General features: G+C 62.4%; 18 protein-coding genes. 9 read left to right on the top strand and 9 right to left on the bottom strand.

The features are described 5' to 3' along the window. Window positions 1-213: 213 nt before the first annotated feature. Window positions 214-666 carry an Lrp/AsnC family transcriptional regulator gene (locus Q1V51_RS07940; RefSeq protein WP_300555062.1) on the bottom strand — a complete coding sequence of 151 codons (453 nt, stop codon included), beginning with the start codon at window positions 664-666 and terminating at the stop codon, window positions 214-216. 115 nt (window positions 667-781) lie between these two features. Here Q1V51_RS07940 and Q1V51_RS07935 point away from each other — a divergent pair, with 115 nt between their 5' ends. After that, window positions 782-2,284, top strand: coding sequence for an aminotransferase class V-fold PLP-dependent enzyme (locus Q1V51_RS07935; RefSeq protein WP_300555059.1), 1,503 nt, complete (start codon window positions 782-784; stop codon window positions 2,282-2,284). Here Q1V51_RS07935 and Q1V51_RS07930 read toward each other — a convergent pair. The 7 genes from Q1V51_RS07930 to Q1V51_RS07900 all read right to left on the bottom strand — a co-directional run bounded on the left by Q1V51_RS07930 (window position 2,281) and on the right by Q1V51_RS07900 (window position 14,599). Continuing rightward, window positions 2,281-2,865, bottom strand: a complete 585-nt coding sequence (locus Q1V51_RS07930) for a hypothetical protein (protein WP_300555056.1) — start codon at window positions 2,863-2,865, stop codon at window positions 2,281-2,283. The genes Q1V51_RS07935 and Q1V51_RS07930 overlap by 4 nt on opposite strands. Before the next feature lie 118 nt (window positions 2,866-2,983). Next, window positions 2,984-4,075, bottom strand: a complete 1,092-nt coding sequence (locus Q1V51_RS07925; RefSeq protein WP_300555054.1) for a pentapeptide repeat-containing protein — start codon at window positions 4,073-4,075, stop codon at window positions 2,984-2,986. A gap of 218 nt (window positions 4,076-4,293) precedes the next feature. Continuing rightward, entirely contained in the window at window positions 4,294-6,372 is a 2,079-nt protein-coding gene (locus Q1V51_RS07920; RefSeq protein WP_300555051.1) for a M13 family metallopeptidase, read from the bottom strand. A 174-nt stretch (window positions 6,373-6,546) separates the two neighbouring features. After that, complete coding sequence (locus Q1V51_RS07915) at window positions 6,547-8,616, bottom strand: M13 family metallopeptidase (protein WP_300555049.1); 2,070 nt, start codon at window positions 8,614-8,616, stop codon at window positions 6,547-6,549. 69 nt (window positions 8,617-8,685) lie between these two features. Further along, the gene (locus tag Q1V51_RS07910; RefSeq protein ID WP_300555046.1) at window positions 8,686-11,898 is read right to left on the bottom strand and encodes an efflux RND transporter permease subunit; all 3,213 of its coding nucleotides are present in this window, start codon (window positions 11,896-11,898) and stop codon (window positions 8,686-8,688) included. A gap of 29 nt (window positions 11,899-11,927) precedes the next feature. Continuing rightward, a complete protein-coding gene (locus tag Q1V51_RS07905; RefSeq protein ID WP_300555044.1) occupies window positions 11,928-13,205 on the bottom strand; it encodes an efflux RND transporter periplasmic adaptor subunit in 1,278 nt (425 codons plus the stop codon). 2 nt (window positions 13,206-13,207) lie between these two features. Beyond that, on the bottom strand, window positions 13,208-14,599 hold the full coding sequence (locus Q1V51_RS07900) for an efflux transporter outer membrane subunit (protein WP_300555041.1): 1,392 nt from the start codon (window positions 14,597-14,599) through the stop codon (window positions 13,208-13,210). A gap of 287 nt (window positions 14,600-14,886) precedes the next feature. Here Q1V51_RS07900 and Q1V51_RS07895 point away from each other — a divergent pair, with 287 nt between their 5' ends. The 6 genes from Q1V51_RS07895 to phoB all read left to right on the top strand — a co-directional run bounded on the left by Q1V51_RS07895 (window position 14,887) and on the right by phoB (window position 22,084). Then, window positions 14,887-16,287 (top strand): ATP-binding protein, encoded by a 1,401-nt coding sequence (locus Q1V51_RS07895; protein WP_300555039.1) that lies wholly within the window; start codon window positions 14,887-14,889, stop codon window positions 16,285-16,287. 132 nt (window positions 16,288-16,419) lie between these two features. After that, on the top strand, window positions 16,420-18,114 hold the full coding sequence (gene pstC / locus Q1V51_RS07890; RefSeq protein WP_300555036.1) for a phosphate ABC transporter permease subunit PstC: 1,695 nt from the start codon (window positions 16,420-16,422) through the stop codon (window positions 18,112-18,114). Then, entirely contained in the window at window positions 18,107-19,849 is a 1,743-nt protein-coding gene (pstA, locus tag Q1V51_RS07885; RefSeq protein WP_300555033.1) for a phosphate ABC transporter permease PstA, read from the top strand. The genes pstC and pstA overlap by 8 nt, the downstream gene beginning before the upstream one ends. A 4-nt stretch (window positions 19,850-19,853) precedes the next feature. Further along, window positions 19,854-20,660, top strand: coding sequence for a phosphate ABC transporter ATP-binding protein PstB (gene pstB / locus Q1V51_RS07880; protein WP_300555030.1), 807 nt, complete (start codon window positions 19,854-19,856; stop codon window positions 20,658-20,660). A 19-nt stretch (window positions 20,661-20,679) separates the two neighbouring features. Further along, window positions 20,680-21,381, top strand: coding sequence for a phosphate signaling complex protein PhoU (gene phoU, locus Q1V51_RS07875; protein ID WP_300555027.1), 702 nt, complete (start codon window positions 20,680-20,682; stop codon window positions 21,379-21,381). A gap of 10 nt (window positions 21,382-21,391) precedes the next feature. Beyond that, window positions 21,392-22,084, top strand: a complete 693-nt coding sequence (gene phoB / locus Q1V51_RS07870) for a phosphate regulon transcriptional regulator PhoB (RefSeq protein WP_300555024.1) — start codon at window positions 21,392-21,394, stop codon at window positions 22,082-22,084. A 102-nt stretch (window positions 22,085-22,186) separates the two neighbouring features. Here phoB and Q1V51_RS07865 read toward each other — a convergent pair whose 3' ends face one another. Next, window positions 22,187-22,720, bottom strand: a complete 534-nt coding sequence (locus tag Q1V51_RS07865; RefSeq protein ID WP_300555021.1) for a GcrA family cell cycle regulator — start codon at window positions 22,718-22,720, stop codon at window positions 22,187-22,189. Window positions 22,721-22,921: 201 nt separating this feature from the next. Here Q1V51_RS07865 and Q1V51_RS07860 point away from each other — a divergent pair, with 201 nt between their 5' ends. Next, window positions 22,922-23,731, top strand: coding sequence for an ABC transporter permease (locus Q1V51_RS07860; protein ID WP_300555018.1), 810 nt, complete (start codon window positions 22,922-22,924; stop codon window positions 23,729-23,731). Between the two features lie 69 nt (window positions 23,732-23,800). Next, window positions 23,801-24,988, top strand: a complete 1,188-nt coding sequence (locus Q1V51_RS07855) for an aspartate aminotransferase family protein (protein WP_300555016.1) — start codon at window positions 23,801-23,803, stop codon at window positions 24,986-24,988. Window position 24,989: the final 1 nt, after the last annotated feature.

The raw sequence follows: 24,989 nt of genomic DNA, 5'->3' as shown, positions 1-24,989 counted from the left end.
TGCAACCTACTGCAAGATCATAGGAAATAACTTGCTCCACCCTGTGCTTTCCGCGGCCCGGCAAGTGGGGGTGCGCCTGCCGCAAGCCTCATCAAAATCCTCTGGTATTGGAGGCAAATTACAGCGCCGGATAACAGCCCCTTATCAAGTCTGGCGCGACTCAGGATTGGCTGAGTTGGGTGGGCGATCTTCTTGCGTCGCGGCAGGGCGGCGTCAGAGCGGCAATTCTGTCGTATTCTTGATCGCCTCCATGGCGAAGCTGGCGCTGACATCGGAGAGGGGCGCGATGGCGATCAGCTTCTTGTAGACCTCGTCATAGTCCTTCACATCCGGAACGCAGATCTTGAGCAGATAGTCGATATCGCCGCCCATGCGGTAGAATTCGACCACTTCCGGCATCCGTTCCACGCCCTTGGAGAAGCGCTCCAGCCATTCCGCATCGTGCCGGCTGGTGCGGATGGAAACGAAAAGGGTCGCGTTCAGTCCCAGCTTGTCCGGATCCAGCAAGGCGACACGTTTGCGGATAAATCCGGCCTCCTCGAGCCGTTTGAGCCGCCGCGTCGTCGGCGTGGCGCTCAAACCAACGGCGTCTGCCAGGGCCTGAATCGAGAGATCTGAATTGGTCTGAATATGGCGCAATATGCGCTGATCGGTGTCATCAAGCACTACGAAGTCCGCCGAATTGGGTGAAAGTCACCAAAAAACTCCCTCGATATAGCAGAAATAGGTGAAAAGCGCTCCGGAAAATCTGTTCCAATGGCATTTCAACCCCGGAGTGACCATGGACCGCACAATTCTCACCGAAAGCTCGAATGATCCCGTCGAACGCATCCGCACGGCGCTGATCGGGCAGGGGCAGATGATCCGCACACCGGTAGGCGAGCATGGCCTGCTCTATGCCGACTATACGGCCTCAGGCCGGGGTCTTGTGACGGTTGAGCGGCAGATCGACCGCTTGATGGCTGATTATGCCAATCCCCATTCCATTGACAGCCTGACCGGTCGCCGGGCTGGCCAATGGCTGCATGAGGCGCGCGCCCGGATCAAGGCGTCAATCAATGCGTCCGAGGATGACGCCCTGATCCTGTGCGGGTCGGGTGCAACGGCGGGGATCCACAAATTGCAGGAAATTCTCGGTCTGGTCCTGCCGCCCGCGACCGCCCAGCGTCTCGGCGCCAAGCCCGCCAACCGGCCTGTGGTCTTTGTCGGCCCCTATGAGCATCACTCCAATGAGCTCAGCTGGCGCGAAAGCCTCGCTGAGGTCGTCTCTATTCCGCTCGACAGGAGTGGCGGGATCGACCTCGCGGCTCTCGAGCGCGCACTGAGCGACCCGGCCTATGTCACCCGGCAGAAGATCGGCGCCTTTTCAGCGGCGTCCAATGTCACCGGAGTGGAAACCGATGTGCCTGCGCTAGCCCGCCTGCTGCACCAGCATGGCGCGGTCTTGTGCCTCGACTGTGCCGCCAGTGCGCCCTATCGCCAGATCGACATGCACCCCAAGGGCGACCCGATGGCGGCGATTGATGCGGTCTACTTTTCTCCGCACAAATTCATTGGCGGGCCGGGGGCCTGCGGCGTGCTGGCGCTCAACAAGGCGCTCTACCGGCAAGACCTGCCGCCGACCCAGTGTGCCGGTGGAACCGTGCGCTATGTCTGGAAGGGCGGGCATGACTTTATCGAGGATGTCGAGGCGCGCGAACAGGCCGGCACGCCGGGACTGCCGCAAATCGTCCGGGCTGCTCTGGCCTTGCAGCTGCAGGCGGAGGTCGGATTCGACACGATCGAGGCGCGCGAGCGGCGTTATCTGCGCCAGGCCTTCTCCGCCTGGCATGACAATCCGAACATCGAAATCCTCGGCCCGGCGGACCCTGAGCGCCGGCTGGGCATTGTCGCCTTCAATATCCTCGATGCGGAGGGTGCCCGGATCTCGCCGCGGCTGGTGACGGCCCTGCTCAATGATTTCTATGGCATCCAGACGCGGGCCGGCTGTTCCTGCGCCGGGCCTTATGGTCATGACCTGCTGCAGATCAGTGAGGCCGAAACGGCCGACATCCGTCGCCGCGTCCTGTCGGGTGAGACGGGCGCGCGACCGGGCTGGTGTCGTCTCAGCCTGCATTGGGCGATGAGCCAGGACGAGGTCGCCCGCATTATCTCGGCGGTTGAGCATATAGCCTGCGAGGCCGAAGCCATGGCAGAGGATTACCGGTCCGATCCGGTGGAAGGCAGCTGGATGCATCGCCGCCAGCGCAGCGAGTCTCCGGTCATGCCGCAACGCCTGATCTAGCGCCGCGAGCGATGCCGCAGCACGCCGGCATCATGCAGATGGTCATCAATCATGGCCTGGCTGTCCCGGTCCAGCGGCGCTCGGCGCGGATAGACCGGTTCGAACCGGTCATCGACCCAGTGCGTATCCCAGTGATCGGTCATGGCGATGAAGTCCCGCAGCATGGCCTCTCCGCCGGTTTCCAGGGCACCGATCAGGCAGGTGTCGACATAGGTTTGCGGGATCGGGTGGTCGGCATCAGCCGGCTCATGGGCGTGGTTGACCACGATCCAGAACCGCCCGTCCGGCATCTCGCCCTCAACGCGCAGTTTTGACCCTTCCACTGCGGTCCAGGAATAGCCGCGCTCGCGATGGCGCATGTGCGGGTTGATGTCCACGGGGACGAGTACCGCATGCAGGCGCGCTGCTTCATCCTCGACCAGGCCGAGATAGGTCGAGGCCTCATCGCGATAGCGAACCGACCAAGCCCGCCGCCAGCCCAGGAGATCCACCTTGAGCGCAGGACCCGTCAGCCCCGAGCGTTGCCGGCTCTGACGGCTGAGGATGGAGCCGTATCCGATCATGAAATCGCGCTGGGTCATGGGCTTCGTCCGGCTAGGAAAAACGGCACAGGCGACAAGGCCCGTGCCGTCAAAGTGGGTATTTCTGCCCATCACGTCCAGAGCGGTTAGTCCCGGGTCACCAGCTCTTCTCGGTCCTCTACGCCGCGAGGGCGGCGGCGCCGTTGAGGTCGGACGCCAGGGCCGGATCGATCTTGGCTTGCGAAAAGTCGGCGCCGGCGAGCTGTGCGCCGTCGAACTGGGGCCGGAAGGGTTTGCCGCCCCGGCCGATCAGGGCGCCGAGATTGGCTCCAGCGAAATTCGCCTTGGTCAGATTGCAGTCACGGAAGGAGCAGCCGCGCAGGTCGGCACCGGCAAAGTTGGCGAACCGCAGATCAGCATCGTGGAACTTGGCACCGACGAGGTGGGTCCCGGCAAAGCTGACCCCGACGCCGCAGATCGAGCGCAATGATGCGCCTGCCAGACGCGCCTTGGGCAAGGCATCGGCAATAACCCGCAGATCAGCGCCGTCGAGGACGGCCTGCGCGCCTTCCTTGCCCCGACTGGCAAACCAGGCCGCATTGGCCTGGATCGCCGCCAGCCACGTCCTTGCCTGCTCCACTGCATCCGGTGACGGGTCCTTGAGGGCGCTATCCAGGGCGCCCTGGCTGAGCATGGTTTGCTCGAGCGAGGCGCCGGTCAGAATGGCGCCGTCAAAGCTGGCATCCACCAGGTTGGCGCCATTGAGGTCGGCGCCTTCGAGCAGGGCCCCATCGAAGACCGCGCCTTGCAGACGCGCATTGCTGAGCTTGACGCCACGCAGCGAGCAATTGGCGAAATCGACAGCCGTATCGTCTTCATTATCCGCGCCGGTCTTGACCGGGCGCTGGACGAAACCCGATTCTTCGTCCGCCTGTAACAAGGCGGCCTTGCGGAAATCAGCTTCATCGAGATTGGCAAAGCACAGCTTGGCCCCATGCAGGGATACGCCGCGCAAATCGGTGCGGACGAGGTGCGACCCACGCAGGTCGCATTGAGACAGGTTGGAACCGTAGAACGAACCAAAGCTGAAATTCGACAGGCCCATGTGTGAGCCGGTCAGATCGCACCCGGCAAACTCGATTTCCTTGAGTTGCCGGCGCTGCAGGTCCGAGCCCGGGATTTTGGAGAAGCGGAATTGCGCTCGTGCCCCGCCGGGTTCGCGGCGCACAAAGCGTTCATGCGCGGCAATCAGATCCCCAAGGTTTTTCATGGCCCAATACGTCGCAAGATAGTTCGCCCCAGTTGGTCGTGATTAGAAAGCCCGATGGAACAACTGACGCTTAACGGATGTGTACTGAATATCTATATGCGCTGCGAAGGCCGCGACGAGATTTCGGGTGCCACGAGTTAGGGCGTTGTAATGCTGAAAGAAAAAGGCCCGGAAGCGATGCTTCCGGGCCTGTCTCATAAGTTATACGCGTTGGCGCCTTACCAGATCGAGACGCGCTCTTCCGGCGGCAGGTAGAGATCATGCTCTTCGGTGATGCCGAAGGCTTCATACCAGCCGTCCTGGTTCCGTAGCGCACCGTTGATGCGGTATTGCGGCGGGGAGTGCGGACCGCGGCGCAGCTGCTGCACCATGGCTTCCTCGGTGTAGAGGTTCCGCCAGACCTGGGCCCAAGCCATGTAGAAGCGCTGATTGCCGGTATAGCCGTCGAGCACCGGCGCTTCGCCGCCATGATCCTCGAGGTAGAGCTGGTAAGCGCGGAAGGCCATGGAGAGGCCACCGACATCACCGATATTCTCACCCAGCGAGAGGCGGCCATTCACAAACTCGCCCTCGATCGGGGAGAATTCGCTGTACTGCGCGGCCAGACGGTCGGTCAGGGCATCGAAATTGGCGCGGCTGGACTCGGTCCACCAGTCACGCAGCACGCCATCACCGTCAGAGCGGCTGCCCTGATCATCAAAGCCGTGGCCCATTTCATGACCGATGACGGAACCGATGCCGCCGAAGTTCACAGCCGGGTCTGCATAGGGGTCAAAGAACGGACCCTGCAGGATGGCGGCGGGGAAGACGATCTCGTTCGCCGTCGGCGAGTAGTAGGCGTTGACGGTTTGCGGCGTCATACCCCATTCCCATTCGCGGATCGGACCACGCAGGCGCGCGCGGCTGTCGGCACGGAACCAGGCAGCCATGCGCTCGGAATTGCCGAACAGGTCGTCAGCGCGGATTTCGACCGAGGAGTAATCCGGCCACTGGTCCGGGTAACCGATCTTCGGCGTGAAGTTCTCGAACTTGTAGAGCGCGCCTTCGCGGGTTTCGTCATCCATCCAGTCGAGCGTTTCCAGGCGTTCGCGAAGGGCACGGCCAAGATAGTCGACGAGGACTTCCATCTGCTGCTTGTATTCCGGCGGGAAGTGACGTTCGACATAGATCTGGCCCAGTGCCATGCCGGCATTGCCATTGACGAATTGGATCGCACGGGCTTCCAGCGGACGCGGCTCGGCGACGCCGGACAGCGTCGTCGAATAGAAGGCGAAGGAACGGTCGAAGAATTCCGGTGTCAGCAGATTACGGTTGCTGGAGACATAGCGGAAGGTCATCCAGTCCTGCCAGGTTTCAACCGGGACTTCGGTAAACATGGTCGCCAGCGACTGGATCGCCGTGTTCTGACGGATTACGACTTCGGTCTGGTCGGCGAAGTCGAGCGCTTCCATGAAGGTGGTCCAGTTGAAGCCCGGCGCGTACTCGGCCAGCTCTTCCGTCGTCATCAGGTTATAGGTGCGCGTGCGGTCACGGCTGTCCTGGCGGGTCCAGTGGACCTGGGCGATCATGGTCTCCAGATCGAGGATGCGCTGGGCGCGCTCGGCACCGCCATCCATGTCGATAAAGCCGAACACGTCGGCGATGTACTCGACATAAGCGTCGCGATAGCCCTGATAGCGCTCGCTGTCTTCCAGGTAGTAGTCACGCGTCGGCAGGCCGAGGCCGCTCTGGCTGACGCCGACGATATAACGGTCCGGATTGCCCTGGTCGCGGGTTACGCCGGCACCGAAGATGGAGGAGGTGCCCGGACGGCCCATCAGGTCAGCAATGTCGTCATGGCTGGACGCGCCGGCAATGGTGTCGAGCATCGGGCGGACCGGATCGAAACCGCGCGCGGTCAGCGTTTCCCGGTCGAGGAAGGACGCGTGCAGATCACCGATCTGCTGCAGCGGTGTGCCGGCTTCAGCGTCTGCCGAAGCAGCTTCCGCGATGATGGCATCAATGCGTTCTTCCGAGAGCAAAAACAGCTCGGTGAAAGCGCCGAAACGGGAGAAGCCCTGCGGCAGTTCGGAGCCGTCAAGCCAGCCGGCATTGACGTAGCGGTTGAAGTCGTCGCCCGGATGGACGCTGTTATCGATATGCTGGGTTTCAATACCCCAGTTGCCGAGGCGCGGTTGGCCGGCGGACGGATCGCCAACGCTGACTTGTGCAACCTCTTGCGGTGCCGGTGCTTCGGTGGCCGGCGTACAGGCGGCCAAGAGGGCCAGGCTCGCGCCGGCCAGAAGGAACTTACGCATGGTTATCTCCCCATTATAAGATAAGCCCAGACAGGATTGCGCTAGACACTAGTCGCCTAAGCCGACTTGGCAACTTAAGCCTCTGTCAGAATAGGCACGCATTGCAGTAATCGCGTAAGCAAAACGGCCCGGCGATTGTGCGCCGGGCCGTCTTCTTCGCGATCGGTTTTCGATCTACCAGATCTTCACTCGCTCTTCCGGCGGAAGGTAGAGGGCATGATCTTCGGTGATACCGAAGGCCTCATACCAAGCGTCCAGATTGCGCACGACACCATTGGTCCGGTACTGCGACGGGCTATGCGGATCCGTCGACAGGCGCGCGATGAGATTGTCTTCGCGATACAGCCGGCGCCAGACCTGGGCCCAGGCCAGGAAGAAGCGCTGATCACCGGTGAAGCCGTCAATGACCGGCGCTTCACCGCTCTCATAGGTTTCGGCAACATAGTTGCGATAGGCGGTATAGGCCATTTGCACACCACCGAGATCGCCGATGTTCTCGCCCATGGTGAACTCGCCATTCACATACATGCCTTCAATCGGCGAATAGGAGCTGTACTGGGCACCGAGACGTTCAGCGCGCTCGAGGAAGCGGGCATTAGTCTCGTCCGTCCACCAGTCGCGGATGGAGCCGTCATAGTCGAAGCGGCGGCCCTGATCGTCGAAACCATGTCCGATCTCGTGCCCGATGACGGCTCCGATAGCGCCGTAATTGATCGCAGCGTCCGCTGCCGGATCAAAGAAGGGCGCCTGCAGGATGCCAGCCGGGAAGGTGATCTGGTTCATCAGCGGGTTGTAGGAGGCATTCACCGTTTGCGGCGGGTAGGGCCACTGATTGCGGTCGACCGGACCATCCAGGTCTGCAACCTGCTCATTCCACTGGAATTCGGCGATACGCATCATATTGCCGAACAGGTCACCGGCTTCGACCTGCAGGGCCGAATAGTCGCGCCACTCGTCCGGATAGCCGATCCGCGGTTCAAAAGTAGAAAGCTTGCGCAGGGCGTTCTCACGCGTTTCGGCGTCCATCCACTCGAGATTTTGCAGGCGGCCTTCAAAGGCGACCGTCAGATTGGAAACGAGACCTTCCATTGCCGTCTTGGAGGCAGCCGGGAAGTGGCGCTGGACATAGACTTGTCCGACCGCTTCGCCGAGCTGGCCGCCGACGAGGTTGACGCCGCGGCGATCGCGCGGGCGCTGCTCATCGATCCCGTTCAGGGTCTGGCTGAAGAAGCGGAAATTGGCGTCGTCGAATTCCGCTGCCAGCGCGTTGGCGTTGTTACGCAGGAAGTGGAACGTCATGTAGTCACGCCAGGTCTCGACCGGCGTGTCGGCGAAGATTGCGCCCGTGCCCTCGATCGCGCTGGGCTGGGCCACCAGATAGGTGGCGACGCTGTCGAGCGAGAGTTGCGCCATACCGGCGGCAAAGTCGATCTGCGGGGCCAGCTCGGCGAGCTGCTCCAGCGGCATCGGATTGTAGATTTCCTGGATGTTGCGCGAGCGGGCCTGGGTCCAGTGCACCTCGGCGAGGCGGGTTTCCAGGTCCATGATCGCCTGGGCGCTGGCGGCGGCATCGGCTGCCCCGGCCATGGTCAGCATCTCCGCGATAAAGGCAACATAGGCCTCGCGGTAGCGGCCATAGGCCTCGTTTTCCTGGTCGAGATAATATTCCCGATCCGGCAGGCCGAGGCCGCCCTGGCCGACAAAGACCGTATAGCGCGTGGTATCGGCCGGGTCCGGGATAATGCCCACGCCGAACGGCGACTGGTGGTGGATGGTCGCGAAAAGCGCCGTGATGTCGGCATGGCTTTGCGCTGCCGCGATCTCGTCGAGATAGGGCTGGGCCGGGGTGATGCCGAGGCTGTTGACGGTCTCGGTGTCCATCCAGCTGGCATAGAGGTCGCCAACCTGTTGTTCCACCGAGCCGGCCTCGCTGTTCTGGCCGGCCAGATCGAGGATGATCGACTGCACCTGTTCTTCCGCCTCGATCGAGAGTTCGGTGAACATGCCGTAATTGGAGCGGTCGGACGGGATTTCCGTCGTGTCCAGCCAGACGCCATTCGCATAGCGGAAGAAGTCGTCGCCCGGATGGAAGTTGAGGTCCATACCGTCCGTGTCGAATCCCCAGCTGCCGATGCCGGCAGCAACCTGTTCAACGGCGGTGTCATTGCCACCGGAGGGCAGTTCGATCTGGTCACAGGCGGCCAGCAGCAAAAGGGCTGCCGAACTCATCAGAAGTTTTCTCATAATTGTCCCCTTTGTAAATGCGAACCCCCGCGCCGGGTATGGCGCGGGGGTTTGTTTGTATTCCGGTTGTTACTCGGCCGGAGCCTTGTCCAGGTGACCCGGCAGTTCGCCATGGGCGAAGTCGGTGTCGGAATAGTCATGGCCCAGTGACGGCTGCTTCTTGCCCGAGACGACCGTCCGAGCGAAGCGGGCTATGTCGACGCCGATGCCATACATCGCCGGAACCAGGATCAGGGTCAGGAACAGGGCGAAGATCACCGCGAACCCGAGCGCTACAACCATTGGCTTGAGGAACTGAGCCTGGGTCGACTGCTCCGCCATCATCGGGAAGATACCGAGGAAGGTGGTGACCGAGGTCAGCAGGATCGGACGGAAACGCTGCACACCGGCATCAACCAGGGCCTGGAAGGCACCGACGCCATTGGCACGCAAACGGTTCACGAAGTCGATCAGGACCAGGTTGTCATTGATCACAACTCCCGCAGCCGCACCCACACCGAAGTAGGAGAAGAGTGCGATCGGCATGCCGAAGATAGCGTGTCCGAACACGGCCCCTGCGAAGGCGAAGGGAATGGCGACCATGATGAGGAGCGGCTGGAAGTAGGAGCCAAAGGCAACCGCCAGCAGGATATACATGGCGCCCAGGGCGATCAGGGTGAGGATCAGAACCTCGTTCATGAACTCCTGCTCGCCCTCGGCCTGGCCAACCTCATCGCGGCTGATGCCGGGGAAACGGTCTTCCCAGCTCTCCCAATACTCCTCTTCGAGGCTGGTATTGATCTCGGCGCGTGCGGCCGGGTCAGACAGTTCGGCGCTGACCGTGGTCGTCCGCATGCCATTGCGGCGACGGATCTGGTTCAGGCCCGGAGCGAACTCCACCTCGGCGACAGCGGAGAGCGGCACTTCGCGGCCATCGGCGGTACGGATGCGCAGGTCGCGCAGCGTATCGAGAGACCGGCGGCTGTCCTCCGGCAGGCGCAGCATGACGCGGACATCCTGGCCGTCACGCGGAAGGCGCTGGATTTCCTCGCCATAGAAGGCCTGGCGGACCTGGCGGGTGACATCCTGAAGCGTCAGGCCGAGAGCCTGGGCATCGGGACGCAGGTTGAAGCGAAGCTCCTCGGTCGAGGTCTGCAGGCTATCAACGACATCGTAAGTGTCATAGCTGCGCAGCTGCGTCTTCAGATCGTCCGCGGCGGCGCGCAGGACGTCGAGGTCCGGATGGCTGATGGCAAAGCTGATACCGCTGCCACCATTGTTGATGGTGCTGTCGAAGCGCACTTCCTCGGCATCAGGGACCGGGCCCATGAAGCCACGGATTGTCTGAGCGACCTCGGCCGTCGACAGATTGCCCGGGCGTTCTTCCGGATCCGCAATGGTGATCCAGGCACGGATCCGGCCATCGGTTGCGAGTGTCGAGCGGCTCTCGATCATGTCGATCTGTCCCGGATACTCGCGGCGATAGTGCTGCATGGCTTCGTCCTGGGCCGTTTCCAGCTGCATGCGAACCTGCTCGGTGCGCGTCCAAGGCGTGCCCTGGGCCAGGGTGATGCTGACCTGGACCGTGTCATTCTCGATATTCGGCATGAAGACATTGCCGACACGGTTGGAGGCCTGCAGCGAGACCGCGATCGCGAAGATTCCCATGAAGGCGACCAGGGTGGCGTAGCGGTTGCGGATCGCCGTCTTTACTAACGGGCGATAGACATAGCGTGCCACGGCCACCAGCGTGAAGGCGATGCCGCGCTGGACGGCAATGAGCGGACCAAACCGACCCTTGTTCGACTGCGGCTTCAGGTGCGACAGGTGCGCCGGCAGGATGAGCAGGGACTCGATCAGCGAGAAGGTCAGCGTAGCGACCACGACGAGCGAGATCTGCTTGGTGAACTGAACTTCCGGGCCGGTCAGCAACATCCAGGGTGAGAACATCATGATGGTGGTGATGACCGCGAAGATCACCGGCTTGGCGACCATTTGCGTACCCACAACAGCCGCCGTCAGTCCGCGTTCGCCGCGTTCCACCCTGTCGTGAATATTCTCCCCCACCACAATGGCATCGTCGACCACGATGCCGATCACGAGCAGGAAGGCGAACAGCGACAGCATGTTCAGGGTGACGCCCATCATCGGCAGCAGCAGGAAAGCCCCGCCAAAGGCGATGAAAATGCCGATCGTGACCCAGAAGGCGACGGCCGGACGCAGGAAGAGGAAGAGAACGATCAGAACCAGAGCGCCGCCAACGAGGGCAGAGTTCAGGATCGTGTTCATCCGGCCCTCATAGAGCTCGGAATTGTCCCACCACAGCGACAGGGTCACGCCGTCCGGCAGTTCCAGTTGTTTCTCGTCGATATACTGACGCACAACGCTGGACACGTTGACGACGTCGATATTCGGCGTGGTCAGGACGACCACCAGGGCCATCGGTTCGCCATTGAAGGTCGCGGCCAGATTGGCATCGACAAAACCGTCATTGACCCGGGCGATGTCGCGCAGGCGCAAGGTTCCGCCGTCAGCGGTCTGGCGGACGATGATGTCCTCGAACTCGGCCTGGGTATCGGCCAGCTGACGCGCGGTGAAATTGATGTCGCCAAGCGCGGTGCGGGCGCTACCTGCAGACGCGTTGAGAGAGCTGGCCCGCACGGCACGGGCGATCTCGTCAAACGTCATGTTGTAGCGCTGGAGGTTTTCCTCGGAGAGTTCGATGGAAACTTCCTCATTCAGCGTCGCCCACAGGTCGACAACCGAGGCGCCCGGCAGCTGGGCCACCTCGTCACGGATCTCGCGTGCAATCTGCTGCAGGCCGCGGCGATCGACATTGCCATGCACGGCGAAGCCGATGACCTGGTCCTGGGAGCGCCACTGGCTCACCACGGGCCGGAAGGCTGAGGGCGGCAGGTTGTTGACCGAGTCGACCTCGAGTTTGATCTGGTCAATGAACTCGCCGATATCGACCGTGCGCTGGCCTTCGACATTGACGAAGCCGGAGCCTTCACGGGCGGTCGAGGTAATGGTCTCGATCCCGTCCATGTCGGAAAGGGCTTCCTCGATGCGGACGATGATCTGCTCCTCGACCTCCTGCGGAGAGGCGCCGGGCCAGGCGACCGACACGGTCGCGCCATTCACGGCGATGGTCGGGAAAACCTCGCGGTTGAGCTGGTTGTAGCCGACAAACCCGCCAATCACGGCGACCAGCATGAGCAGGTTGGCTGCGACCGAATTGCGGGCCCACCAGCCAATGATGCCTTTGGGCGCGTCTTCGTGTGTTTCGTTCGGATCGGTCATAACCGCCTCCTCGTTAGCGGTAGCTATGATTAGCCGGCGTTGGCGCCGGTGGTTTCAGCTTCGGCGTCGCCGGTCTCGGTCTCCGCCATACCTTCTTCGGCTTCCTCGGGAGCTTCGATGGTCGCGGAATAGGCGGTCAAAACCTCTCCGGCTTCATCCAGCGACTGGATGCGCATGCCGTCAGAGGCACCGCGAACCGGGGAGATCACGACCATGTCGCCGGCAGAGACGCCGGAGGACACGACCAGGCGTTCGGTCGAAGACGTCACAACATCAACGGTACGGATCGAGAGAATGCCACCGGGCTCGGCGACATAGACACTGTCCTCACCGCGCAGCGCGGCGCGCGGCAGGATGTAGGCGTTCTCGACTTCGCGGCCTTCAATCTGCGCATTGACGAACAGGCCGACGGCCAGCGGAGCGCCGCCTTCAGCAGCTGCACCATAGGGGTCATTGACCTCGGCAATGGCGTAGAGGACGCGGGTCTGGGGATCGATAGCACTGTCGGTGCGGGTGATGCGGCCCATCCAGGTTTGCGGTTGGCCGGCCAGGGTTGCGGTCAGCGTCACCGGGATGCCCGGCTCATCGCCAGCGCTGTAGGCGACCGGGATACCCAGAATGCCCAGTTCAAAGTCGGTCAGCGGCAGGCGGATCAGAACCGTATCGGTGGAGAAGACCTCGCCCAGCGGCGTGCCGGCATTGACGAACTGCCCCAGGCCAGCGGCTTTCGAGCGGACACGGCCGGTGAAGGGGGCGGAGACGCGGGTGCGTTGCAGGTCCAAACGGGCGTCCTGCAGGGTCGCGCGGGCGGCGGCCAGCTGAGCCCGGGCCTCGGCCAGTTGCGGTTCGCGCAGGGTCAGGGACGAGGCCTCTCCTTCACCAAGCTCTTCCCATTCCGAGCGGGCCAGGTCGCTTTCTGCCTGTTCACGGGCCAGGGCCTGCGTGGCCTGGGCCACCTGGGCCTCGGCGCGGGTCACGGCGAGACGGTAGTCAGCGTCTTCGATGCGGACCAGGGTTTCGCCGGCCTCGAAGAAGCCGCCTTCGATAAAGTCCGGATTCACATAGGTAATGCGGCCGGAAACCTGCGGTACCAGATTGATCTGCGTGCGCGGACGGGCCTGGCCTTGCGAGCTGACCGTCAGGGCGATGGTTTCGCGTTGCGCTTCTTCAACAAAGACAGCAATCGGGCGCGGTGTCGGATTGGCGCGCTCGGGCTGCGGTCCTGTGCCCATGATTGCCATTACCACCAAGCCGAACAGCACGGCGACGATAACGATGACAACAATTCGTGCGACGAGGGGTCCCATGACTATTCTCCTGCCCGCATGGCCGGCTCAGACGAACCGGCGACTGCAAAATCGCCAGCAATGGCGAGATAAAGATCGATACGATTGGTGACGCGCTCGCGCTGCGCCGAGATGTACTGGCTTTCCGCACTGATGCGACGGCTATTGGCGTCGAGCAGCGCGAATATGGTTGATACGCCGCGAGCGTACTGGCGGATGACCAGTTCTTCCGCTGCGGCGGCTTCCTCGTAGGCCTGACGCAGGCTTTCCACACGTTCGGTGAGGAGGGTGTCGGCATAGATCGCGTTCTCTGCTTCCTGCCAGGCACCCAGAACCGTCTGTGCGTAGGAGGCGACGGCGAGCTCGGCATTGGCCTGGGCCTGGTCGCGCTGGGCCCGCAATTGGCCGCCGCGGAAAATCGGAGCGGTCAGCGAAGCAGCCAGGTTGGAGACGAAATCATCGACATCAAGCGCGTCTTCCAGCGACGCGCCGCCACCACCGGTGGAAGCGGACAGCGACAGGCTCGGGAACAGCGCAGCCCGGGCGGCGTCGGCGCGCAGGCCGGCGGAGAGCAGGCGGCGTTCTGCCGCCAGCACATCGGGTCGGCGGGTCAGCAGGTCCTGCGGCGAGCCAATTCCGCTCGGTACATCAAGCACCGGGAAGTCGCCATCATGGGCAATGCGCGCGGCCGGATAGCGGCCCAGCAGGGTTTCCAGGGTGCGGGCCGAGGCCGCTTCCGAGCGCCGGCGCGAAGCGACGGCAGCTTCCGAAGAAGCCACCGAGCTCCGTGCGGTGCGGACATCGGAGCTGCGGACCAGGCCGCGGGCAAAACGCCGCTCGGTCAGCGCCAGCGTGTCGCGGCGGGTCTGCAGATCACGTTCTGCAAGTTCGGTTTGCTGGCGCGCCTCGATCAGCGCGTACCAGGATTTGGCGACCTGGCCGGCGACCGAAAGCTGCGCCGCGCGCAGGTCTTCTGCGGCGGCTTCGGCATCCAGTGTGCCGGCATTGGCGGTGTTGCGAACGCGGCCCCACAGGTCAACTTCCCAGGACGACGACAGTCCGAATGAATAGCTGTCCAAGCCGGCAGGTTCTGTACGATCGACACCCAGTGACCCATTCAGCGTCGGCAGGCGTCCGGCACCGGCAACCCGTGCGGAGGCGCGGGCCGCGTCAAAGCGCGCCAGCGACTGGGCGAGGGAGGGATTGGCACCGAAGGCTTCTTCAACCAGCCCTGTCAGGGCCGGGTCACCCAACGCTGCGATCCAGTTGGATGCCGCCGTCTGGCCCAGGACGGCCGGTTCCGACGCAAAGCGCGCCGGTGCATCCGGAAGCACCGTCTCGGGCTGGAAAGCCGGTGTGCTGGCACAGGAGACCGTCGTGAGGGCGGTTGCCAGAACTAACAATGATTTACGCATGCGTTGTCCCCGCACGTCTTGAGCTCTACCGAAAGCGCATCCTACGAGCGCTTTAGCGAAAGTCAACATATATTTATCGAAAAACACTAAATCACTATCGATTTACATGAAAAGGTTGTCGAAATTCGAGATGGCAGTCCCGCAAGCGCCCTGCCTGCCGCCGTTTCACCTTATCGCGGGTATGTGCCATAGAGACGACAGTCCGTAGGCGGGATAAGCCCCGCCATAACGCGCCGAGGCCTTCTATGCCTCGCTTGCGCTAACAAGGCGAGTGAACTTTGAGAAAGGTGGCGAGCGACACACAGCCCTCCATTCGGATCCGCCGCCGCGATACCGCCGCGGTGGCCGCACTGGGTAGTACGGTCCTGTTACTTCTTTGGATTTTCGGTGAGCTCGGTTTTGTGCAGACAATTGTTGCGGTTGCCACCGTCGGGGCTCTGTCAGTCTTCTACTATCTGACCGTATCCACCACGCTCAATCCGCGGGTGATGACCCCGGCCGCGGCGGAGACGGCAACCGCTCAGCCGGATAGCGTGACCGCTGACGCCATGCTGTTCAGCCTGCCCATTCCCGTCCTGCTGATCGGGGCAGGCGGGCGTATTGAACGGGCCAATCCGGCCGCCAGGGAATTCCTCGGCCTGGGCTCGACCAGTGGCAATCTCTCTGCCGTGCTGCGCCAGCCTCAGGTGCTTGAGGCTGTCAGCTCGGCCCTGCGCGGTAAGGCTGTCGACCCGGTCGAGTATTCCAACCTGGCGCCTGTCGAGAGCCATGTTCGCGCTTTTGTGGCTCCCTTGCGAATTGAGAGCGACAGCGTCCTGCCCTGGCGGGCTATGCTGGTGCTGACCGACGAGACATCGATCAAGCGTGCCGATCGCATGCGAGCCGACTTCCTGGCCAATGCGAGCCATGAGTTGAGGACACCGCTGGCGTCCCTGGCCGGTTTTATCGAAACCTTGCGCGGTCATGCGCGCGAGGATGTAGAGGCGCGCGAGCGGTTTCTCGGCATCATGTTTGACCAGACCGAGCGCATGCAACGGCTGATCAATGACCTCCTCTCCCTGTCGCGCATCGAGATGGATGAACATGTCCTGCCCAGCGGCGAGGCCGATATATCGGCTGTGACCGAGGACGTGATTGACGTCCTGCGGCCGCAGCTTGCGCGCAAGTCGATCGAGCTGACAGCCGAGATCGTCCCCGATGCTGTCGCCACCGGTGACCGCGACCAGATCACCGAGGTGCTGGTCAACCTGATCGAGAACGCTATCAAGTATTCGCCGTCGGACAGCGCCATCGAGGTCGAGGTCCTGTCCGATACCCCGCGCGAGGTGGCCGAGAAGCGTGAACTGACGCTGGAGGGGGAGAGTAGTCGCCTGTCCCTCGCCATGCCGCCCTCCGACCCGGGTGAGCGTTATGTCGTGGTACGGGTCCGCGACCACGGCAAAGGAATCGAGCGCACCAACCTGCCTCGCTTGTCGGAGCGCTTCTACCGCGTCGATGGACAGAAGAGCGGCCCAAAGGAAGGCACGGGTCTAGGCCTGGCGATTGTGAAGCACATCATCAACCGGCACCGTGGTGGCTTTACCGTCGAGAGTTCGCCCGGACATGGTTCGGTTTTCTCGTTTTTCCTGCCCGTGGCCCGCGAACGCAAGGCTGAGCTGGGCGATGAAACGGTCGATCAGGACGGTTGATCGCTGCCACTCGCTTGAGCGCCGTCACAAAACTGTAGCGCTAATGTCATAAATGGGCCGACCACACCCGCTAGGGAGGGTGATTAAACCCAGTCGCGCCGGTACGTCCGGCCTGACGCAAGGCGAGCCCGAATGTCGGTCATATCCTTCATTGCTCTGATACTTTTGGTGCTGGTTGCTGGCGGGTTCTACTATGGGCGGATCCGGTCGATCCGGCTTGTCCAGGGCGATACGGTGCTGCTGCACTCGCTGCCAAACTATCACGGCTATTACGCGGCCATCTGGGCGGGCCTGCCGGCCTTTCTTCTCCTGGCCGCCTATGGCCTGTTTTCCGGCTTCATCGTTGACCGCCTGGCCGCGATCGAACTCCACACCCAGGCGTCTGGCCTCAACGCGCGCTATGAACAACTGGTCGATACTGACGATCGGTTTCGTGACCTTGAGCAGAACGTCATCTTGCTGGGCGCGCGAGTCGAGACCATCAATGCCGAGATCGACACCGCTCGCAGTGGCGTCGTGCAACCGGCAGAGCAGGTCGCGCTCCTGCGCCAGCAGGCGCTTGACTTGCTCAACCAGTCCACCCGGGCAGAAGAAGAACTGCGCCTTTACAGCCAACAGCTCGCCGCCCAGGTCAGTGAATCCGCGCGATCCGAGGGTGTTAGCCTGGTCTCACTGGCCGGTTTCGAATTGGAGCAGACCCCGCGCGAGCGTCGCACCCTTTTCTTGTCCGATGCGCGCCGCCTTACCGAGGGCGAATTGGCCAGCCGGGATACGCCTGAGCTTCGGGCCGCCGGTGCCGTGATCAGTGCTTACCAGGCCAATTTTCGAAATTTTGTTGCCGTTTCGGCCCTTGTGCTGGGTTTTGTGGGCCTGATCCGGGCACATCTAAAAGTGGGGCCGGGCTTCCGTGCCCGGAACAGCGTTGAGCGTTTGATCACCACCGTGCTCTTCATCTCTTCCGGACTGGCTGTACTCACCACGGTGGGCATTGTCGCTTCCCTGTTGTTTGAAAGCATGCGCTTTTTCGGCGAGGTGCCGCTGCACGAATTCCTCTTCGGCCTGCAGTGGTCACCACAAATTGCCATTCGCGAGGACCAGATCGGGCAAACTGGTGTCTTCGGCGCTGTTCCGCTCTTTGCCGGCACGGCCCTGATCACGGTGATTGCCATGTTGGTGGCGGTTCCGATCGGCTTGTTCTCGGCGATCTATTTGTCGGAATATGCCGGATCGCGTTTCCGTCTGACGGCCAAGCCGGTTCTGGAAATTCTCGCCGGCATTCCGACTGTGGTCTACGGCTATTTCGCGCTGTTGACGGTAGGCCCGGCCTTGCGGGCCCTGTTTGGGGCGATCGGTATCGAGGATGTCGATCTGAAGAGCGCGCTGTCGGCGGGCCTTGTCATGGGGGTGATGATCATCCCCTTCATTTCCTCGCTGGCCGACGACGTCATCAATGCGGTGCCGCAATCCCTGCGCGACGGTTCCTATGCGATGGGCGCGACCAAGTCGGAAACCATCTCCAAGGTCATCATGCCGGCGGCATTGCCGGGGCTTGTCGGTGCCGTACTGCTGGCAGTGAGCCGGGCAATCGGCGAGACCATGATCGTCGTGATGGCGGCAGGCCAGGGCGCCAACCTGACCGCCAACCCGCTGGAATCGGTCACGACGATTACCGTTCAGATCGTCACGCTTTTGACCGGCGACCAGAATTTCGACAGCGCCAAGACCCTATCGGCCTTTGCCCTCGGCCTCGTTCTCTTCGTGCTGACCCTAATAATGAATATGATGGCGCTGCGCGTGGTTCAGCGTTACCGGGAAAAGTATGACTGATCCAACGCCGCAAAACTCGCTTCGCGACACGCTCGCCGAGCGCCTGCCCCGGCGCTACCGGGCCGAGCTGCGCTTCCGTGCGGCCGGGTTGGGGGCCGTAATGTCGGCCATGGCGATCCTGCTGGTCCTGATCCTTTCCATCCTCAATGAGGGCTTGCCGGCCTTCAGCGTCCACAATCTGGTCCTGCCCGTATCGCTCGAGCGAGAGCTGGTTGATCAGGAGGGCGATGCAAGCGAGGCCTCCTTGCGCCGTGGCCGCTATGGCGCCGTGCTTCAGAACGCCATGCGGGAAGAGTTCCCGGCGGTCACCGACCGGCGTGAGCTGCGCGCCCTGTTCGGGCTCTATACGCCGCTCAATTCCACGCGCTTGATGGATGAGGTGCTCGCCGATCCCGGTCTGGTCGGAACGACCCATGTCTTCCGCATGCCCATTTCCGATGAGCTCGACCTCTATCTCAAGGGGCAGCTGGTTCAGGACCGGGTCCTGCCGACCACCGGCCGGCTCGAACTGTCCGAACAGGACGGCAGCGGGGTCGCCATCAGCGCCAGCGCGGGGTTTGCGGACCTTGCCGGAGAGATGCGTCGCAGCATCCAGCTCGAGGCCGACCGGCTTGAAGTGCGGGCGCAAAGCTCCCGCCAGGCCATGCAGATTGCTGACGCAGACGAGCGCGACAGGCTGGAGGCTGGCGCCGCGCGGGCCCAGCGCCAGGCGGACAGCCTGATCGCGGCGATCAATGCCGAGCCGGGCTGGATCGCGCTGCAAGGCGAGCTGCCCAGTATTCTGGTGCAAGCCGACGGGCGCATCCTGAAAGTCTCGGCCCTGTCCACGGATGGCCGAATGGCCCGGGGCGAGTATCTCGTCGGTGAAGGGGATGCTGAGCCGGTTGCGGTATGGTCGCTCTATGTCATCGATACACCGGAGACCCGTCGTCGCGTCTCGGACCAGGTCATTGCCTGGACCCGGGCGCTGGAAAGCCGCGGGCGGATTGAGCGCGGCTTCAACCACTACCTCTTCTCCAATGCCGACAGCCGCGAGCCCGAGCTGGCCGGAGTAAGGGGGGCTTTGTTCGGATCCATCCTGACCATGATCATCACCATGGTCCTGTCGGTACCGATCGGCGTGTTCACGGCCCTCTATCTGGAAGAGTACGCGCCGAAGAACCGTTTTACCGATCTGATCGAGGTCAATATCAACAACCTGGCAGCAGTGCCCTCGATCGTCTTTGGCCTGCTGGGACTGGCGGTCTTCATCAACGCTTTCGGCTTGCCGCGGTCGACACCGATCGTCGGCGGGCTGGTCTTGTCGCTGATGACCTTGCCGACGGTGATCATCTCGACGCGCGCCGCGCTGAAGGCGGTGCCGCCCTCCATTCGCCAGGCTGCGCTGGCGGTGGGCGCATCGAAAACACAAACCGTCTTCCACCATGTTCTGCCGCTGGCGGCGCCGGGAATTCTGACCGGCTCGATCATCGGCCTCGCCCAGGCCCTCGGCGAGACCGCTCCCCTGTTGATGATCGGCATGGTCGCCTTCATCGCCGATGCGCCGTCGCTGGGGCTGGAAGGCTTCTCCCAGCCGGCGACGGTAATGCCGGTACAGATTTTCCTGTGGTCCGACGCCGCCGAGCGGGCCTTCGAGGCGCGGACGGCCGCCGCCATTCTTGTCCTGCTTGCGCTGATGATCGGTTTCAATGCCCTGGCCATCTATCTGCGCCGCCGTTTCGAACGGAGATGGTAAGTCCATGACTGACGCCTTGCCGCACAGCCTGGCTACTGAGCCAACCACTGCGAGCCCGACCAAGGTCGTAGCGCGTGATATCAACGTCTTCTACGGTGATAATCATGCCCTGCGGAATGTCTCCATCGACATTCCCGACCGCAATGTCATGGCCTTCATCGGCCCGTCCGGCTGCGGCAAGTCGACCTTCCTGCGCTGTCTCAATCGCATGAATGACACGATTGAAGAGGCCCGGGTGAGCGGCTCGTTGTGCATTGACGGGCGTGAAGTCTATGACAAGTCCGTCGATCCGGTCGTGCTGCGAGCACGGGTCGGCATGGTGTTCCAGAAGCCCAATCCCTTCCCCAAGAGCATTTACGACAATGTCGCCTACGGGCCTCGCATTCACGGCCTGGCGCGGACGCGGGAAGAGCTCGATGCGATTGTTGAGGAGAGCCTCAACAAGGCCGGGCTGTGGAATGAGGTCAAGGACCGCCTGCTGGAGCCGGGCACCAGCCTGTCCGGCGGCCAGCAGCAGCGCTTGGTCATCGCCCGCGCCATTGCTGTGCAGCCCGAAGTCATCCTCATGGATGAACCCTGTTCTGCGCTAGATCCGATCGCTACGGCCCGGATCGAGGAGCTGATCGACGAATTGCGCAAGAACTACTGCATTATCATCGTGACCCATTCGATGCAGCAGGCCGCTCGTGTCTCGCAGAAAACAGCCTTCTTCCATCTCGGCTCGCTGGTCGAGGTCGGCCCGACCGAAGAGATCTTCACCAACCCCCGTGATCCGCGTACCCAGGATTACATTACCGGCCGTTTCGGCTAGACCGGAACAGGAGCGCACAATGACCTTGTCGCAACGCGCGCATATTGTATCTGCCTACGGTACCGAGCTGGACCAGCTCGCCGACGATATCGCCCGCATGGGCGGTCTGGTGGAAACCCAGCTCACCGAGGCCCTGTCCGCCTTCGTTCGGCGCAATGCTGCCTATGCCGCCGGGGTGCGGGCCCGCGAGAAGCAGGTCAACGCCATGTATGGCGATATCGAGAAGAGCATTATCCGCTTGTTCGCCCTGCGCCAGCCGATGGCGACGGATCTTCGCATGACCATTTCGGCGCTCAAGATCGCCAGCGATCTCGAGCGAGTTGGTGATCTGGCCAAGAATATCGCCTACCGCGGTGAAGACATGGCCGAGTTTGCGCCGCCGCCGGTACTGGGCCAGGTCGAACGCCTCGGCGCCATCGTCACGCAGCAATTGCAGGAAGTTCTCGATGCCCTGGGGTCCTTCCAGGTCGAGCCGGCCCTGCGCGTCTGGCACAGTGATGACGAGGTCGACGAGCATTACAACTCGCTGATCGCCGACGTGCTGACCTCGATGAAGGTCGACAGCAATTTTGTCGGACCGGGCCACCATGTGCTCTTCGTGGCAAAGAACCTGGAACGGATCGGCGACCACGCCACCAATATTGCCGAGGCCGTGCACTTCATGGTCACCGGCCAGCATCTCGAACAGATTGACACCACCGTCACGTCCGCTGGGAAATAGGAGTGAGGCGATGAACCCGCATGTACTTGTAGTCGAAGACGAAGACGCGCTCGCGACCTTGCTTCAGTACAATCTGGAGAAGGAAGGCTATCAGGTTTCCGCAGCCGGCGATGGCGAGGAAGCCTTGATCATGGCGGAAGAAGAGACGCCGGACCTAGTCCTGGTGGACTGGATGCTGCCGAAGGTTTCCGGCATCGAGGTGTGTCGCCGTCTGCGTTCGCGCCAGGAGACAGCCAATGTGCCGATCATCATGCTGACGGCGCGCGGCGAGGAAACCGACCGCGTGCGCGGGCTCGATACCGGGGCCGATGACTATATCGTCAAACCCTTCTCCATGACCGAGCTCTTCGCGCGCATCCGCGCCGTCTTGCGCCGTATCCGTCCCGGCCTGGCCGAGGATGTTATCAAGGCGGGCGACATCACCATGGACCGGGTGGCGCACCGCGTGAAACGGGCTGAACGCGAGATCCATCTTGGACCGACCGAGTTCCGCCTGCTCGATTATCTCATGCAGCACCCGGGCCGGGTCTTCTCGCGCGAGCAATTGCTCGACGCGGTCTGGGGCTCGGATGTCTATGTCGAGGCCCGGACCGTCGACGTTCATGTCGGCCGCTTGCGCAAGGCGCTCAATACCAAGGAAGAGCGCGATCCGATCCGCACCGTGCGCTCGGCGGGCTATTCCTTTGATGTGAGTGGGGGTTAGCCCGCCTCCGCCCAACATTCATTGTCCGCAATAAAGAACGGCCGCCTCGGGGGAGAGGCGGCCGTTAATCTACCGGACGGGGGGTGAGAGGGGGGTGCCCGGTTAGAAATTGTAGCGGCGAGTGGCCGCAATTGCGTCGAGAGCGGCGGCCGCATCGGAGTTGCGGCGGCGGCGTTTCTGGCTCGGCTGGTAAGCCATGTCAGCGTGGGCTTCACAATAGGTGTGGTCGGTACCGGTCTTGCGGCCGCAGAAGCGGAAGCTGGACGAGGCCGGGTCACCGATCGGCCATTTGCACATGCTGTCCCGGAGGGTGAGGACGGTGGCAAACTCGCCGGACGGGAGGACGGCAGGCTCCACCGGGGCCGGCGTCGGTGCAGCAGAAGGCGCGGAGGGAGAGGGGCGTGGTGCACGCGCCGCTGGCGCGGTCGTCGCCGTCGTTGTGCGCGGCCGGGCTGGCTTGACGGTCCGGCGAGCCGGGCGGGACGGGGTGGCGCGGCCAGACAATCCCAGACGATGCACCTTGCCAATCACGGCATTTCGGGTGACACCGCCAAGCTGTTTGGCGATCTGACTCGCGCTCAGGCCTTCCGACCAGAGCTTCTTGAGTTGTTCTACGCGTTCGTCCGTCCAAGCCATCTCACTCGATCTCCCGGTGGTGCGCTGTTAACTTTGATGGAGCTAATCAGCGCATATATCCATTCATGTTTAATTACACTAGATATTGTATCTAACGGAGCGCTTGCCACAAGATGTCTGCATGACACTGCCTGTGGAAAGCTCTCTTGCCACCGCAATCGTTAACGGGGATGGTTACCCAGAGGTTAAAGGTAATTCGATATGAGTAACTTAGACTTAAGACAGGTTACCGCGCCCCGGCAGTTCGGTTTCATCAACTGGCTCGGACTGTGGACACTGTACAAGAAGGAAGTCCGCCGCTTCATGAAAGTGGTCTTCCAGACGGTCCTGGCGCCGGTGGTTACGGTGCTGCTTTTCATGGTGATTTTCGCCATGGTCCTGTCTGAGGCGCGGCCGGATATTGCCGGTATTCCCTTCGCCCAGTTCATTGCCCCGGGCCTCATCCTGATGGGCGTGCTGAACAACGCGTTTGCCAATTCCTCTTCGACCCTGCTGGTGTCAAAGGTGCAGGGCAATACGGTCGACTTCCTGATGCCGCCCTTGAGCCCGCTCGAGCTGTTTTTGGCCTTTGTCGGCGGGGCGATGACGCGTGGTTTCATCGTCGCCCTGGCCAGCGGTACCGCCATGGCCTTCTTCGTGCCACTCTGGCCGGAACATGTCTGGGCGGTCGTGTTTTATGGCCTGTCAGCCGCGGCCATGCTCGCCATGGTCGGGGTCATTGCCGGGATCTGGGCCGAGAAATTCGACCACCTCGCCGTGGTGACCAATTTCATCATCATGCCGCTGACCTTCCTGTCGGGAACCTTCTACTCGGTCGCCGGCCGCGGCGTTATTGAGACGATCAGCCATTTCAACCCCTTCTTCTATATGATTGACGGCTTCCGCTATGGTTTCACCGGCCATGCCGACGGCTCGCTGACCATCGGGATTTTGATGACGCTGGGGATCAATATCGCCCTCGCCATCTGCTGCTATGGTGTGCTTCGTGCAGGCTGGCGCTTGAAGAGCTGAGCCGGTCATCCTAGAGGGTGTGGGGTCTTTGCGCCGTCCCGGCGCGCCCCTTGTTCGAGGAGATGTCCCATGCCCGCACCGATGATGGATACCTATGCCCCGCCCAATCTGGTTTTTGACCGGGGAGAGGGCGTCCGCCTCTATACCGAGGATGGCGACAAGTATCTCGACTTCATCTCGGGCATTGCGGTGAACTGCCTGGGCCATGCTCATCCGAAGGCCGTTGCGGCCCTGACCGAGCAGGCTGGCAAGCTCTGGCACCTCTCCAACATGTTCAAGGTCCCCAAGGGCATTGAACTGGCCAACAAGCTGACCGAGGCGAGCTTTGCCGATCGCGTCTTCTTCACCAATTCCGGTGCCGAGGCGATCGAATGCGCGCTGAAAACGGCCCGCCGCTATCACTATGTGAACGGCAATCCGCAGCGCTATCGCATCATCACCTTCACCGGCGCATTTCACGGCCGCACCTATGGTGCCATCAATGCCGGCGGCAACCCGAAATACCTCGAGGGCTTCGGCCCCGCCATGGAAGGCTTCGACCAGGTCGAGTTTGGTGATCACGACGCGCTTAAGGCCGCGATCAACGAGGAGACCGCGGCCATTCTCGTCGAGCCGGTTCAGGGCGAAGGCGGTGTGCGTGCGCTTCCGGATGCTTGTTTGCGCGGCCTGCGCGAGCTCTGCGACGAGCACGGCCTGCTCTTGATGTATGACGAGGTCCAGTGTGGCGCCGGCCGGACCGGCAAGCTCTTCGCCTATCAGTGGGTCGATGGCGCCGAGCCCGACATCATGGCCACCGCCAAGGGGATTGGCGGCGGTTTCCCGATGGGCGCTTGCCTCGCGACCGAGAAAGCGGCGGCCGGCATGGTCGTCGGGACTCACGGTTCGACCTATGGCGGCGGTCCGCTGGCCATGGCGGTCGGCAATGTCGTATTCGACGAGCTGACGGCTGACGGCTTCATGGATCACGTCGTCGACGTCTCCAACTTCCTGCGCCAGCAATTGCACGGTCTGGCGGATCGCCATGCTGACAAAGTGGTGGAAGTGCGCGGCAAGGGGCTGTTGATCGGCATCAAGCTGAAAGACGGTTTCGATCCGAAAAAACTCGCGGGTCTGTGCCGCGAGCGCCACCTTCTCGTCGGCGCGGCCGGGGACAATGTCTCGCGCATGGCGCCGCCGCTCATCATCACCCGTGATGATGCCAGCGAGGCGGTCAAGGTGCTCGATGAGGCGCTCGGCCTCCTGGAAGCTGCAGGCTAGA

It is taken from the genome of Maricaulis sp., assembly GCF_030149235.1.
Classification (GTDB): domain Bacteria; phylum Pseudomonadota; class Alphaproteobacteria; order Caulobacterales; family Maricaulaceae; genus Maricaulis.
This window is presented reverse-complemented; position numbering and strand designations above follow the sequence as displayed.